This window comes from Sorangium sp. So ce363 (assembly GCF_051520435.1).
In the GTDB taxonomy this organism is placed as follows: domain Bacteria; phylum Myxococcota_A; class Polyangia; order Polyangiales; family Polyangiaceae; genus Sorangium; species Sorangium cellulosum_B.
The window spans coordinates 6,696,728-6,711,206 of record NZ_CP150333.1 but is presented as its reverse complement, the minus strand read 5'-3'; the positions used below and the strand labels follow the sequence as shown (position 1 = coordinate 6,711,206).

Below are 14,479 nucleotides of genomic sequence, written 5' to 3'. Positions count from 1 at the left end.
CCCCGAAGGAGGAAGAAATGCCCATCGGCCGCCCTGGGACGGAACGGATCCGCGCCGAGGTTCCTGGGCGCCGTGCGAAATCGTCACCCCGAGCGGGAACCTCCGACCGACTGGTCCCGTCCTGGGCCGTGTTCTGACGAACAGCGGGCCCACATGGTGCCCCAACTCCAAGGCGAGCACCGCATGTCCAATCCGAACATTTCGAGGGCGTCGACGTCCTCGGCGTCCACATGGAGGAACGACCTGGTTTCAGGGTTCCTCGTTTTCTTGATCGCCCTGCCGCTCTGCCTGGGCATCGCCATGGCGAGCGGGTTCCCCCCCATCGCGGGCGTGCTCACCGCCGTCGTCGGTGGCATGGTCGCCACCTGGCTCGGCAGCGCGCCGCTGACCATCAAGGGGCCCGCCGCGGGCCTCATCGTCATTGCGCTGGGCGCCGTTCAGGAGCTCGGCGGTGGGGACAACGCCGTGGGCTACCGCCGCGCGCTCGCCTGCATCGCCGTCGCCGCGGTGACACAGATCGTCTTCGCCCTGGCGCGCGCGGGCACGCTCGGCGACTTTTTCCCCTCCTCGGTGGTCCACGGCATGCTGGCGGCCATCGGGATCATCATCTGCTCGAAACAGGTCCACACGCTCGTCGGCGTCACGCCTGCGGCGAAAGACCCGCTCCACCTGATCCTGGAGATCCCGCGCAGCCTGTTGCGCCTGAACCCCGAGATCGCCTCGATCGGCATCCTCTCGATGATCCTCCTCTTCGGCTATCCAGTGGTCGCCAAGAGAGCGCGCTGGATGCAGAAGATCCCCGCGCCGATGCTGGTGCTGGCGCTGTCCGTACCGCTCGCCTATCTCTTCGATCTCGAGCACGAGCACACGTACACGCTCGCGGCGACCCACACGACGTACGCGATCGGGCCGAGCTTCCTCGTCAACCTGCCGGGCAACCTCATCCAGGCGATCGTCTTCCCGGACTTCAGCCACGTCGGCACGCCCGCGTCCATCAAGTATATCGTCATGTTCTCGCTGGTGGGCAGCATCGAGTCGCTCCTGTCCGCGAAGGCCGTCGACGCGCTCGATCCCGCGAAGAGCCGCTCCGACCTCGACAAGGATCTGCTGGCCACGGGCGTGGGCAACCTCATCGCGGGCCTGCTCGGCGGGCTGCCGATGATCTCCGAGATCGTTCGCAGCTCCGCGAACATCGGCTACGGCGCGAAGAGCCGGCTGTCCAACTTCTTTCACGGGACCTTCCTCCTCCTCTTCGTGGCCTTCGCGCCGGGCCTCATCCACCGGATCCCCCTCGCCGCGCTCGCCGCCATGCTCACCTTCACGGGCACCCGCCTCGCGTCGCCCAAGGAGTTCGCGAAGACGCTCCGCATCGGCAGGGAGCAGCTCGTCATCTTCGCCACCACGGCTGCAATGTGCATCGTCTCCGATCTGCTCGTCGGCGTCGCGGCCGGCATCGCCGTGAAGCTGCTCATCCACCTGACGAACGGCGCGCCCCTGCGCGTCCTCTTCCGCTCCGAGGTGGACGAGCGCGTCGAGGAGGGGCGGGTCGTGCTGCGCGTCAAGCACGCCGCCATCTTCAGCAATTACCTCAGCATCCAGCGGAAGATCGAGAACCACGCGCACGTCTCGAACATCGAGATCGACTTCGCGAATGCCCGCCTGGTCGATCACACGGTCATGTCCAACCTGCATGAGCTCCAGGGCGTGATGGAACGAAATGGGCGGAAGTTGACCCTCGCCGGCCTCGGCGATCATTTCCAGATGTCATCCCACCCGCTCTCGGCGAGGAAGCGGCCTGTCATCAGCCCCGTCGCCGAGCGCTGAATCGAGTCGAGACACCATGGCGCGAAAGGGGGATGCGCGCGTGGGGCTCTCCAGGAACAACCGCCACTCGGGAACCCCATGAACAGCGAGCTCTCTCAAGATCTTCGCGCGAGCGCCGCCCGGCAGAAGCACCTGCGCGACGTGGTCGAGCACGCCGGACACCTCCTGCCGGCGCAGGGGCCGATCGGCGTATTCGTCCACCACAACACGTTGCACGCGTTCCAGCACCTGCCGTTCCATGACGCGCTCGCCGCGGCGAGCGCCATCTTCGAGGCCGAGCCGTATCTCTCCGAGGCAGACTACCGCGCGCACATCGCGTCGGGTCGGATCGGCGACGAGGACCTCGAGGCCGCGCTCGCGGGGCGGTTCGCCGCGCAGCCGGACGAGCGCCGGGGCCCGCTGTCCCGGCACGAGATCGAGCGGCTCGCGCTGCGCCATCCGATCGACGCCGAGACGGCAGCGGGCCTGCTGTGGCGTATCTCCGAGGCCGGGGAGACGCGCAGGCTCCGGGCCGACGTCCCCGACGAGCGGCGCCGGCGCATCGTCCAGAGCACGGAGCGCTGGCTCGAGGCGCGCCAGGAGATCGCGGCGCGCGTCCGCGACCGGGGGGGCCGCGATCCGGAGTCGCGCGCCGCCCTCGCGCTCTGGGACGCGTGCCGCGCCGTGCCGCTGCCGCCCGCCCCGCCCATGGATCCGCCGCTCGTCGAGCGCGTGGGCGCAGACCGGTCGCACCGCGATCTGCTGGTCGAGCTGGCTGGCGAGGATCCGGCCGAGCTCATCGATCCGCTCATGATCCGGTTCCTCGGCGCCTACCTCGACGAGGGCATTGCACACTGGACGATGCCCGATCGAGCGAAGGGGCTCTGGCGCTGCTTTCGCGACATGGCGCTCGAGGGCTCCCGGCTGGCCGCCCCGGCCTTCGTCGGGCTCGACGCGGAGCTCCGCCGGTTCGACGCGGAGGCGCTGTCGCCGCCCGCGATCGCCGCCCGCGCCCTCGAGGAGCTCTCCGTCGCCGAGGATCACTGGGACGTGTACGTGACACGCGTGCTGCTCGAGCTGCCGGGCTGGGCCGGCATGATCCACCGCCTCGAGCACACGCCGAGCGACCGGCCTCCGGGATCGCCGCCCGTGTCGTTGGTCGAGTACCTCGCCGTGCGCCTGACGCTCGCCCGGTACGCGCTGCGCGACGTCGCGCGCCGGCGGCTGGGGTACCGAGGACCGCTCGCCGGCCTCGTCGAGCATGCCCGGCGCGCCGCGCGGGCACCTGCGCCGCCGTCGAGCTCGCCCGACCATGCTCGGCCGTTCCGTCTGTTCCAGCTCGCTCAGCTCGCCGGCCTCTCGGCCGCCGAGATCGAGCCGCTATCCAAGGCGGAGCGCGTCTGGGCGCTCGAGGCGCTCGAGGCGTTCGACGAGATCGCGCGGCGCCGCGTCCTGCATGAGGCCTACGAGCACCACCACCGTACCGAGGTGCTGCACGGGATCGCCGCGAACCTCCGCCGCCCGGAGGAGGAGCGCTCCGTCGAGGCGCCCCGCTTCCAGGTCGCGTTCTGCATCGACGACCGCTGCGAGGGCCTCCGGAGGCATTTCGAGGAGCTTTCGCCGCGGCACGAGACCTTCGGCGTGGCCGGGTTCTTCGGCGTGCCGATCCGCTACCGCGGGCTCGACGACGCCGGCCACGTGAGCCTCTGCCCGGTCGGCGTGGAGCCGGCGCACGAGATCGTCGAGCGGCCGCACGAGGAGGAGGCGGGCTGGCGCCGAAGGGCTCGCCGCAAGCGCTGGGCGCGGCTCCTGCACGCGCTGGGGCGCGGTACCCGCACCATGGCGCGCGGCGTGCTGCTCACACCGACCCTGGGCCTCCTGTCCACCGTCCCGCTCGTGGGGCGCACCCTCTTTCCGCGGACCGTGGCGCGGCTGCGCCGCGCCCTCGAGCGGCGCCTGCTCCCGCCGGTGCCGACGCGGCTCCACAGCCCGCATGACGAGGGCTCCGCCGCGGGCGGCGAGGGGCAGCCGTTCACCTCCGCGGCCAAGGCGGCCCGCGTGGCCGCCACGCTGGAGAACATGGGGCTCACGCGCGGCTTCGCGCCGATCGTGGTCGTGCTCGGCCACGGGGCGACCAGCGTGAACAACCCGCACCAGTCGGCGTACGACTGCGGCGCGTGCGGCGGCCGCCACGGCGGCCCGAACGCGCGGCTGTTCGCGGCCATGGCGAACGATCCCGAGGTCCGCGTGCTGCTCGCCGCGCGCGGGATCGACATCCCGGGCGGGACCTTCTTCCTCGGCGGCATGAACAACACGACGACGGACGAGATCGTCCTCTACGATCAGCACCTCGTGCCGGCGTCCCACCGCGGCGAGCTCTCGGCGCTGGTCGGAGCGCTCGACGCCGCGCGCCAGCAGCACGCGCACGAGCGCTGCCGGAGGTTCGCGTCGGCGCCGCGCGACGGCGACGCCGCGCGGGCGCTGGCGCATGTCGAGGCGCGCGCCGCGGATCTCAGCGAGGCGCGGCCCGAGCTGGGGCACGTGACCAACGCGGTCTGCGTCGTCGGCCGCCGCTCGCTCACCCGCGGGCTGTTCCTCGACCGCAGGGCGTTCCTCGTCTCGTACGACCCGACCCAGGACCAGGGCGGAGCGATCCTCGAGCGCATCCTGCTCGCGGTCGGCCCGGTCGGGGCAGGGATCAACCTCGAGTACTACTTCTCCTGCGTCGACAACCGCCGTTACGGCGCCGGCACCAAGCTCCCTCACAACCTCGCCTCGCTGCTCGGGGTCATGGAGGGATCGCTGAGCGACCTGCGCACCGGGCTGCCGAGGCAGATGATCGAGATCCACGAGCCGGTGCGCCTGCTCGTCGTCGTCGAGGCGAGCACGGACACGGCCGCCGCGCTCTACGCGCGGCAGCCGGCCCTCCGCGAGCTCATCGGCAACGGCTGGATCCAGCTCGCCTGCGTCGATCCGGCGACGCGCCGGATCGCGTGCTTCACGGGCGACGGCTTCGCGCCGTTCTCTCCACCGGATCAACCCTTGCCCGCGGTCCAGCGCTCCGCCGACTGGTACGCCGGGAGGTCCGGCTTCGTTCCGCCTGCGCTCATTCGAGCCGCGTCCACGCGGCCACGTGAGGTCGTCGACCATGCTGTCTGATGTGCTCCTCGGCAAGCTCGCCGCGCTCGCCGTGCTCTCTCCGGCGGCGGCGTTCGCCGCGCTCGGCGCCTACCTGCTGCTCCTTCGCACGCCGAGCGAGCGCGTCGTGTCGCGCGTCGTGCTCTCCACGCTCGCGCTCTCGCTCGCCGCCTCGCTGGCGATATGGCTCTCGGCCGTCGCGGCGCCCTACGCGTTCGTCCCGGTGGCGCTCGGCCACTGGTTCGAGCTCGGCGATTATGCGTTCGAGGTCGTCCTGCTCGTCGATCGGCTGTCGGCGACGATGATGCTCCTCGTCTCGCTGATCGCGCTCCTGGTCGGCAGGTTCTCGGTGGCGTACCTGCACCGCGAGCCGGGCTTCGCGCGCTTCTTCCTGCTCCTCGCGCTGTTCTCGACGGGGATGCTGGGGCTCGTGTCGGCGGGCACCGTCGACCTCCTCTTCGCCGGCTGGGAGCTCGTCGGCGCGACGAGCGTGCTGCTCGTGGCCTTCTTCCACGAGCGCGAGGCGCCGCCGCGGGCCGCGGTGCGGGTGTACATCACCTACCGGCTCTGCGACGTCGGGTTGCTCGGGGGCGCGGTGCTCATGCACGACGTCGCCCGCTCCTCGCAGTGGGGCGAGGTGTTCGGCGGCTCGCCCTGGCCCGGGACCGCCGCGTCGCTCGGGCCCGGCGCGGCGACGGCGCTCGCGCTGTGCCTGTTCCTCGCCGCGATGGGCAAGAGCGCGCAGTTTCCTCTGGGCAGCTGGCTGCCGCGGGCCATGGAGGGGCCGACGCCATCGAGCGCGCTCTTCTACGGCGCCATCTCGGTGCACGCCGGGGTGTACCTCATGCTCCGCGTGGCCCCGCTGCTCCAGCGCTCGCTCGCCGCGAGCGTGGTGATCACCTGCGTCGGGGCGGCGACGGCCGTCTACGGCACGATGGTGGGGCGCGTGCAGGCGGACGTGAAGGGCGCGCTCGCGCACGCGACGATGACGCAGGTGGGGCTCATGTTCGTGGAGATCGGGCTCGGGCTCTACTGGCTCGCGCTCGTCCACCTGTTCGCCCACGCCTGCCTGCGCTGCCTCCAGCTGCTGCGCGCCCCCTCGGCGCTCCGCGACGCGCAGGACATCCGGGCCGCGCACGCCGGTGAGCCGCTGCCGCACCTCGGGCTCGCTGGCCGGCTCCTGCCGGCGGCGCTCGTGCGGCGCGCGTACTGGCTGTCGCTCGACCGGTTCCACCTCGAGGGGCTGCAGGAGCGGCTGGTCGCCGCGCCGCTGATGCGCCTCGGGCGCCTGCTCGACCGGAGCGAGCGCCGCTGGGTGGCGGCGCTGAGCGGCTGGCCTGAGCGCGCCCCCGCGGCGCCCGGCGACGAGGGCGCGCGCGAAGAGACAGAGATCGCGGCGGCTTTCCAGCCCCGCGCGCGCGATACGAAGAGGGCTCGCACGTGAACGCCTTTCCGCTCCTCGGGACGCTCGTCCTCACGCCCGCGATCGCGGCGCTGTTCGCCGCCCGGGCGCGCAGCGACGAGCGCGCGCGCCGCGTCGCCCTCATCGGCGCGGCGCTCACCCTGCTCCTCTCGCTGCTGCCGCTCGCGCTCTCCCACGCCGGCGTCGCGCTCACCGCCGGGGGGCCCACCTTGCCGCTCCTCGGAGCGCGCCTCCGCCTCGGCCTCGACGGCTTCACCATCACGTTGCTCCCGCTGCTCGGCTTCGTCCTGCTCGCCCTGCTCGCCGCGAGCCCGCGCGCCGCGATCGATCCGCCCAGCGCCGCCGCGCTGCTCGCCACCGGCAGCGCCATCCTCGGCGTGTTCTGCGCGGTCGATCTCGCGGTGCTCGCGGCCGCGTGGGTCGCCGCCCTCGTGCCGGTGGATCGCCTGGTCGCCAGGAAGGGCGCCCAGGACCCGCTCCTCCGGCGCACTTGCCGCATCTTCCTGCTGGGGGGCACGGCGCCGCTCGTCGTGGCGATCGGCGCCATCGCCGTGCTCGCCGCGCGCCAGGGCGCCGCCCTGCCGTTCGACGTCGAGGAGATCGCCCGCGTCGGCGTCCCCGAAGCATGGCAGTCGCCGCTGTTCGCGCTCGTCGGCATCGCCGTGCTGATGCGCATGGCCGCCGTGCCGTTCCACGGCTGGCTGCCGGTGCTGCTGGAGCGGGGGCCGCTCGGCGTGACCATCCTGCTCGCCCAGATGCAGGTCGGCGTCTGCGTGCTTGTTCGCGTGGGGGTGACGCTCCTGCCCGTGGGCTCCGCCGACGGCATGCCGATCCTCGCCGTGCTCGGCCTGATCAGCGCGCTGCACGGCGCGGTGCTCGCGCTGGTCCAGACCGATCTGCGCCGGCTGCTCGGCTACCTCGTGGCGAGCCAGAAGGGGCTCGTGCTCCTGGGGGTCGCCTCGCTGAGCCCGCAGAGCGTGAGCGGCGCCCTCCTGCAGAGCGTCGCCTTGTCGATCGCGATCACGGGGCTCACGATGGTCGTCGGCGCGATCGAGGCGCGCGCCGGCACGGCGGACACGCGGGAGCTCGGCGGCCTCGTTGCCCGGACGCCCCGCATGGCCGCCTTTTTCTTCCTGCTCGCGTGCGCCATGATCGGGATGCCGGGGGCGCTCTCGTTCGTGAGCGAGGACCTGCTCCTGCATGGAATCTTGCACGCCCATCCCGTGCTCGCGGTGCTGGCGCTGACGGCGGCGGCGCTCAACGGGATCACGCTGTTCCGGGCGTTCCAGCGGACCTTCCTGGGGCCGCTCCGGCGCCACCTGAAGGGCGCCGCGCTGGAGGCGCTCGTGCTCCGGGAGCGAGCGTTCCTGCTCGCGCTGGTCGCGCTCACCCTGGTCCTTGGGGTGGCCCCGGCGCGGCTGATCGCGATCCATGAGCCGGTGGTCGAGCGGGTCCTCCACGACGTGGCGCACGGCGCGCAGGCGCGCCTCGCGGCAGCGGCGCACCGCCGCTCCATCGACGCAGAAGGCCGAGCGCCCCGTCGTGACGGACGGCCGTCGCCCTGAGCCGCGCCCGGCGGATGGCGCGCGCTGCGCTCGCCGCCTCCGGCTATCGCTCAGAGCAGGTAGCGCTCTCCCGAGTCGGGCAGCACGGTCACGATCGTCCCGCGCACCCTGCGCGCGATCTCCACGGCCGCGTGGACGTTGGCGCCGGAGCTCGGCCCGACGAGGAGCCCCTCCTCGCGGGCGAGCCGCCGCGCCATGCGCGAGGCGCCCGCTTCGGTCACCGTCAGGATCTCGTCGATGAGCGACCGCTCGAGGATCGCCGGGACGAAGCCGGGGCCGAGGCCCTGGATGCCGTGGGGGCCGGGGCCTCGCCCGGAGAGCACGGCGCTCTTCGTCGGCTCGACGGCGCAGATGCGGACCGCGCCGCCGAGCTGATCCCGGAGCACGCGCCCGCAGCCGGTCAGCGTGCCGCCGGTGCCCACGCCGACGACGAAGGCTGCGATGTCGCCGCCGGTCTGCGCGAGGATCTCGAGGCCGGTGGCGCGCGCGTGGGCGCCGGGGTTCGCCGGGTTCTGGAACTGCTGGCTCATCCACCCGCCGGGGGTCGCCTCGCAGATCTCGATCGCGCGGGCGACCGCGCCGGCCATGCCCTGGCCCTCGGGCGTGAGGACGATCTCGGCGCCGTACGCGCGGAGGACGTGCCGGCGCTCGACGCTCATGTCCTCGGGCATGACCACCACGCAGCGGTAGCCGCGCACGGCGGCGATCATCGCGAGGCTGATCCCCGTGTTGCCGCTCGTCGCCTCGACGATGGTCGACCCTCTCCTGAGGATCCCTTCGCGCTCGGCGCAGAGCACCATGCCGAGCGCCGCCCTGTCCTTGACGCTGCCGCCCGGGTTCATCGACTCGAGCTTGCCGTAGACGACGCCTCCGCCCTCGGGCGAGACCCGGGCAAGGCGGACGAGCGGCGTGCCGCCGATGAGCGACAGGGCGTCCGGCACGACCGGACCGACGCGGACCGCGCCAGCAGGCGGAGGAGCCGAGCTCTCACCAGGCGCGTCGGGCGGACTCGGCGGTCCGTCGCCCGGTGCTCGAGGGGACGACATGCCGCCAGTGTACACGTGAACAGGGCATCCCCGGGCAACGTGCCGGAGCGCACGCCCCTCCAGGGGCGCCGGCCCCGCTTTACATCGAGATCTCCGAGAGAACCCCGTAATGATCCGAAGCGGCGACGCCGTTGCGGATCTCCTCGAAGACGACCCTCGACGAGAGCGGCTTGCCTCGCCCCTGCGCGTCCGGGCCGCGGACGAAGACGTAATCGATGCGGCGCGGGTACTCGTTCGTGATGGCCGCGAACGGGTTCCGCACGGGATCGAAGGTGAATCCGGGGCCCTTGCCCGTCTGGTCGAAGGTGTCGGCGAAGTAAACGCTCTTCTGGTTCAGGGCGTGCAGCCCCTTCATGAACCGGATCTCCGTGGCCTCGGGCTGCGCGTTGAAGTCGCCGGCGACGATGGGCGGCAGGCCCTCCATGGGCGCCTCGCGCATGACGATGTCGGCCACGGCCGCGACCTGCGCCTCGCGCACGGCGCCGTGGTGGAACTTCCAGTTGAGGTGGGTGACGAAGAACGGGATCGCGCCGTGGGGCGACCCGAGCTCGGCGAGCAGGATCGAGCGCTTCTCGTCGGTCTCACCCGTGGGCAGGGGGAACGCCTGGCTCCGCGCGATCGGCCAGCGCGACAGCACGGCGTTGCCGAAGAGCACGCCGCCGCCGAGGTCGTGCGCGGCGCCGAACGCGACCTCGTAGCCGAGCCCGTCCGCAATGCCGTCGGCCAGCGATCGACCCTCGTACGACAGCACCTCCTGGAGGCCGACCACGTCGGGATCGAGCTCGCGGAGACCCTCCCGGATGAGCTCGAGGCGCGCCTCCCACGGGTCGTGGCGGTTCCAGATGTTCAGGCTGAGCACCCGGAGGGAGCTGCGAACACGGATGCCGGATCCGCCGTGCGGGGAGCCGCTGATCCCGGAGCCTTCTCGAGGACGTTCCATGCCGACGGGCTACGCCAGCTGCGCGCCCGGATCCAGCCGTGATACGAAGGGCCCGGCGCAGGCCGCTGCCCCTCCGGCGCGGAAGGGCGGCCTTGACCGGGAGAACCTGAATGATCACGTGTGCTCGTCGACGCGGGCGGCCTGGATCGGCCTCCTTCCGACCTCGGACCTCGCTCCGCATGACCGCGAGCTTCCTCCTGCTCGCGCTGGTCGCCGGTTGCGAGAGCAAGATGGATCCCAAGGAGTGCGACAAAGTCCGCGGCGACGCCTTCGAGATGGTGAACAAGGCGCAGCACTGCAACACGGACGCCGACTGCCGTCAGAGCGAGTGGCCGGGCTGTGCGAAGCCCATCAGCAACGCGACCTTCGACAAGATCAAGCCCCTCTCGGAGAGCTACAAGACGGGCAAGTGCGAGGAGCCCAAGGTGGACTGCAAGGCCCCGCCGGACTCCTACTGCAAACAGGGGCTCTGCGTGCACCGCGAGATCGGCACGCCGGAGGGGGCGGGCAACACGCCCACCGACCAGATCCAGATCCAGTGATCCCCGCCACGCCGTCCGCCAGCGAGCCCCGCGGGCCGCTGCGCGGCGGCGCTGGCCGAGCGCGGCGCGCGCCGGCCAGCGCCGCGCGCGGGAGTGCGCTGCCGGGCGCAAACGGGCGCGCCGCCTCGGTACGCGCTTGACGCGCGAACCCGCAGGGGCCACGGACGCGGCCGTGAGCGAAGGCTTCTATCGCGGCAAGCGCGTCGTGGTGACCGGCGCCGGCGGGTTCATCGGCAGCCACCTCGTCGAGGCGCTGGTCCGGGAGGGCGCGCGCGTGAGGGCGCTCGTCCGGTACACCTCGGGCTCGCGGCGCGGGCACCTCGACCGGCTCCCCGAGGACGTCCTCGCGCAGGTCGAGGTCGTCCCCGGCAACGTGGAGGACGCGGGCGCGGTCCGGTCGCTCGTGCGCGGCGCCGACGTCGTGTTCCACCTCGCGGCCCTGATCGGGATCCCGTACTCGTACGTGGCCCCGCAGCAGTACGTGGCGACCAACGTGCAGGGCACGCTGAACGTCCTCGAGGCGGCGCGCGAGCACGGCGCGCGCGTCGTCCACACGTCGACGAGCGAGACCTACGGCACCGCGCGCTACACGCCGATCGACGAGGCGCACCCCCTGACCGGCCAGTCCCCGTACTCGGCCACGAAGATCGGCGCCGACAAGCTCGCCGAGAGCTATCACCTCTCGTTCGGCCTCGAGGTGGCGACCATCCGGCCGTTCAACACCTACGGCCCGCGGCAGTCGTCGCGCGCGATCATCCCGAGCGTGATGCAGCAGCTCGCCGCCGGCAGCGCCGCGCTCCGCATCGGCAGCACCGCGCCGGTGCGGGACCTCAACTTCGTGGCCGACACCGTCGCCGGCTTCCTCCTCGTCGGATCGAGCGCGCGGGCCGTGGGGCAGACGCTCAACGTCGGGAGCGGGCGCGCCATCTCCATCGGCGATCTGGTCCGCCTCATCTTCGAGGTGACGGGCAAGCGCGCGGAGCTCGTGACGGACGAGGCCCGGGTGCGCCCCGACGCGAGCGAGGTCATGGTGCTGCTCGCCGATTTCCGTCGCGCCGCGGAGCTCGTCGGCTACGCGCCCCGCGTGCCGCTCGAGGAGGGGCTCGCGCGGACGTACGCCTATGTCGAGCGTCACCTCACCGATTACCGGCCGCGCGAGTACGCGATCTGACGCGCGCCGCCGCGCGGCCGGGGGCCGGCGCCTCGCGCGCCCTCTCCGCGAGGCGCCGGCTGGATGGATGGAAGGCCATGTGGAAGATACCTCTCAGCGATCTCTCGTTCGGGCCTGAAGAAGCCGAGGCCGCGCGGCAGGTCGTCGCGTCGGGCTGGTTGACGATGGGGGAGCGGACGGCGCAGTTCGAGCGGGAGCTCGGCGAGGCGCTCGGCACCCCGAGGGTGCTCGCCGTGACGAACTGCACCGCCGCGCTGCACCTCGCGTACACCGCGCTCTCCGTGGGCCCCGGCGACGAGGTGATCTGCCCGAGCCTCACGTTCGTGGCGACCGCCAACGCCGCGCTCCTGTGCGGGGCCAACGTGGTGCTCGCCGACATCGTCGGCGGCGACGACCTCAGCATCGATCCCGCCGACATCGTCCGCAAGATCACCCCGAGGACGCGGGCGATCGCGGTCGTCCATTACGCCGGCTACCCTTGCGACATGGACGCGATCTGCGCGATCGCGGCCGAGCGGGGGCTCGCGGTGGTCGAGGACGCGGCGCACGCGCCGCTCGCGAGCTACCGGGGCAGGGCGCTCGGGACGCTGGGGGACGTCGGCTGCCTGAGCTTCTTCTCGAACAAGAACCTCGCGGTCGGCGAGGGGGGCGCCGTGATCGCGAGGGACGACGAGCTCCACGCGCGCATGCGGCTCCTCCGCGCGCACGGGATGACGACGCTCACCCTCGATCGGCACAAGGGGCACGCGTTCACCTATGACGTCGTGGACGCGGGCATGAACTACCGCATCGACGAGATCCGCAGCGCCATCGGCCTCGTGCAGCTCGGCCGGCTCGCGGCGGGCAACGCGCGTCGGCGCGCGCTCGCGGCGCGCTACCACGAACGCCTCGCCGGGGTGCGGGGCCTCGGGCTGCCGTACCGCGACTTCTACGCGCGCGGGCTGGGGGAGAGCGCGCACCACCTCATGCCGGTGCTCCTGCCCGAGGGCACCTCGCGCGAGGCCGTGATGGAGGCCATGAAGGCGCGCGGGGTCCAGACGAGCGTGCACTACACGCCGATCCACCGCTTCTCGCACCACGGCGCCTCCGACCGGGTGCGCAAGGAGGGGCTCTCGCGGACGGACGCGATCGCGGGCCGCGAGCTCACGCTGCCGCTCCACCCGCGCATGGCCGACGCCGACGTCGACGCCGTGTGCGAGGCGCTCGCCGCGTCACTCCGGTAGGTACCGCTGCCGGTTCTTCTCGAACTCGTCCTGCGCTTCGGCGAAGTCGTCGCTCCTTCCGATGTCGAGCCAGTGGCCCCGGAAGGGGAAGGTGGCCACCGGCTCGCCGGCGCCGAGCAGCGCGTGCATCAGGTCGTCGAACCCGAACGGCCGGCCCTCGGGGATGAAGCGCAGCACGCCGCGGCTCATCGCGTAGATGCCCATGCTGACCCAGAACGTGTACGTCGGCTTCTCGCGGAAGCTGACGACGCGCCCGTCGGCGCCGAGGTCGAGCACCCCCAGGTCGATCTTCGAGGCGCGCTCGCAGACGGCGACGGTGAGCGGCGATCCGGTCGACTCGCCCGTCCGGTGGAGCGCGGTGAAGTCGAGATCGCTGAGGATGTCGCCGTTCATCACGAGGAAGCGCTCCGGCAGGTCCCGCTCGATGACCCGGAGCGGACCCACGGTCCCGAGCGGCGTGTCCTCGCGCTGGTAGGCGATGCGCAGCCCGTATCGGCTCCCCTCGCCGACGACCGCCTCGATGAGCGCGGCCTGGTGGCCGACGCACATCACGACGTCGGTGACCCCCGCTCGCGCCAGCTGCCGGAGGAGGATCTCGACGATCGTGTGATCCCCGATCGGCATGAGCGGCTTCGGGATAAGGGCGGTGTAGGGGCGGAGCCGGGAGCCTTTGCCGCCGGCAAGCACGACTGCCTTCATGCGATGACGTATACCCACGCGCTGCCCGGACGGGTGACCATTCCGCAGAATTTCACGCTTGCCCGGCCCGCGGCGTCCTCTCCGATTGACTCTCTTCGGGCTGCTCTATTACTGGTTGGAGAGCGTCCCGCGGCAGGTCAGCCCCGGCGTGGGGCGATTCACCCCTCACAGGCGACTTGGGCAGCAATCATGACGATGGTACCTCCGTCCCGTACCCCCGCCAGGAAGCGCCGGAAGCTCGGATATCGAGGCAGCGGCACGTTCGCCATGTGCAGCGCCGGCCCGCACCCGGGCGGTCCGCTCTTCCGGCAGCTGTGCACGCTCGCCGACCGCTTCAACGCGTGCGAGGGCGATCCGGCCGCGGCGCAGATCGGGAGCGTGCTCTCGCTGCTCGCCTTCTACGCGACCAGACCGAACGACCGGGATTTCCGGTTGCCGTTCGGCTCCTTCGTCATGGATCTCGCCCTCGCCGACGAGGCGCGGGCTCGGGCGCCGGGCGCCGGGCCCGTCCCATACGGGCGCCCGCTGCTCGCTCGCTGACCTGGGCTTCATGAGCACGCGAGAACTACCGACGCGCCCAGCGGGGCGCAGCAAGCGGACGGCATCGGCCTCGGTGGTGCTCATCGTGAGCGCCAGCGAGCAGCTTGCGGAGCGTTGCCGACGGCTGGTCTTCGTCGAAGGCGCCGACCTGCTCGCGTGCGATCTCGTGTCGCTGCGCGGCAGCGCGGCATGGCTGAACCCGCTGGCCATCGTGATGACGCAGGACGTGCGGGCGTTCGATCCGGAAGGGTTCATGGAGCTGTCGCGGCGCATCGGCGCCGAGCTCGTGGTGCTCCCCTCCGAGAACGTGTCGGACACACAGCTCACCGCGATGATCACGGCGGCGCTGGACATCGCCCAGCGCCGCCGGACCGACTGACGGCGAAGAG

General features: G+C 72.2%; 12 protein-coding genes. 9 read left to right on the top strand and 3 right to left on the bottom strand.

Annotated features, from left to right (window positions below; genetic code table 11):
• Window positions 1-183 precede the first annotated feature (183 nt).
• The 4 genes from WMF12_RS25205 to WMF12_RS25190 all read left to right on the top strand — a co-directional run bounded on the left by WMF12_RS25205 (window position 184) and on the right by WMF12_RS25190 (window position 7,929).
• Window positions 184-1,824, top strand: a complete 1,641-nt coding sequence (locus tag WMF12_RS25205; RefSeq protein ID WP_437739194.1) for a SulP family inorganic anion transporter — start codon at window positions 184-186, stop codon at window positions 1,822-1,824.
• A gap of 78 nt (window positions 1,825-1,902) precedes the next feature.
• Window positions 1,903-4,962 (top strand): YbcC family protein, encoded by a 3,060-nt coding sequence (locus WMF12_RS25200; protein ID WP_437849647.1) that lies wholly within the window; start codon window positions 1,903-1,905, stop codon window positions 4,960-4,962.
• Window positions 4,952-6,385, top strand: coding sequence for a proton-conducting transporter transmembrane domain-containing protein (locus tag WMF12_RS25195; protein ID WP_437849645.1), 1,434 nt, complete (start codon window positions 4,952-4,954; stop codon window positions 6,383-6,385). Before WMF12_RS25200 ends, WMF12_RS25195 begins: the two co-directional genes overlap by 11 nt.
• Complete coding sequence (locus tag WMF12_RS25190) at window positions 6,382-7,929, top strand: complex I subunit 4 family protein (protein ID WP_437849643.1); 1,548 nt, start codon at window positions 6,382-6,384, stop codon at window positions 7,927-7,929. Before WMF12_RS25195 ends, WMF12_RS25190 begins: the two co-directional genes overlap by 4 nt.
• Before the next feature lie 50 nt (window positions 7,930-7,979).
• Here the strand turns inward: WMF12_RS25190 and cysK are convergent, their stop codons facing one another.
• Both cysK and WMF12_RS25180 read right to left on the bottom strand, forming a co-directional pair.
• On the bottom strand, window positions 7,980-8,870 hold the full coding sequence (gene cysK, locus WMF12_RS25185) for a cysteine synthase A (RefSeq protein WP_437555498.1): 891 nt from the start codon (window positions 8,868-8,870) through the stop codon (window positions 7,980-7,982).
• Window positions 8,871-9,054: 184 nt separating this feature from the next.
• Complete coding sequence (locus WMF12_RS25180; RefSeq protein ID WP_437849641.1) at window positions 9,055-9,915, bottom strand: endonuclease/exonuclease/phosphatase family protein; 861 nt, start codon at window positions 9,913-9,915, stop codon at window positions 9,055-9,057.
• A gap of 179 nt (window positions 9,916-10,094) precedes the next feature.
• Between WMF12_RS25180 and WMF12_RS25175 the strand changes: the two genes are divergently transcribed.
• From WMF12_RS25175 to WMF12_RS25165, 3 genes are all read left to right on the top strand, one after another.
• The gene (locus WMF12_RS25175) at window positions 10,095-10,457 is read left to right on the top strand and encodes a hypothetical protein (RefSeq protein WP_437849639.1); all 363 of its coding nucleotides are present in this window, start codon (window positions 10,095-10,097) and stop codon (window positions 10,455-10,457) included.
• A 172-nt stretch (window positions 10,458-10,629) separates the two neighbouring features.
• Window positions 10,630-11,628, top strand: a complete 999-nt coding sequence (locus WMF12_RS25170; RefSeq protein ID WP_437849637.1) for an SDR family NAD(P)-dependent oxidoreductase — start codon at window positions 10,630-10,632, stop codon at window positions 11,626-11,628.
• Window positions 11,629-11,705: 77 nt separating this feature from the next.
• Window positions 11,706-12,851, top strand: a complete 1,146-nt coding sequence (locus tag WMF12_RS25165; protein WP_437849635.1) for a DegT/DnrJ/EryC1/StrS family aminotransferase — start codon at window positions 11,706-11,708, stop codon at window positions 12,849-12,851.
• On the opposite strand, the gene WMF12_RS25160 is transcribed toward WMF12_RS25165, so the two are convergent.
• On the bottom strand, window positions 12,840-13,550 hold the full coding sequence (locus WMF12_RS25160; RefSeq protein WP_437739186.1) for a nucleotidyltransferase family protein: 711 nt from the start codon (window positions 13,548-13,550) through the stop codon (window positions 12,840-12,842). The two genes, WMF12_RS25165 and WMF12_RS25160, sit on opposite strands and share 12 nt — an antisense overlap.
• Before the next feature lie 189 nt (window positions 13,551-13,739).
• Between WMF12_RS25160 and WMF12_RS25155 the strand changes: the two genes are divergently transcribed.
• Both WMF12_RS25155 and WMF12_RS25150 read left to right on the top strand, forming a co-directional pair.
• Window positions 13,740-14,090: a hypothetical protein gene (locus tag WMF12_RS25155; protein ID WP_437739185.1), complete on the top strand. Its 351-nt coding sequence runs from the start codon at window positions 13,740-13,742 to the stop codon at window positions 14,088-14,090.
• Between the two features lie 10 nt (window positions 14,091-14,100).
• Complete coding sequence (locus tag WMF12_RS25150; RefSeq protein ID WP_437739184.1) at window positions 14,101-14,469, top strand: hypothetical protein; 369 nt, start codon at window positions 14,101-14,103, stop codon at window positions 14,467-14,469.
• Window positions 14,470-14,479: the final 10 nt, after the last annotated feature.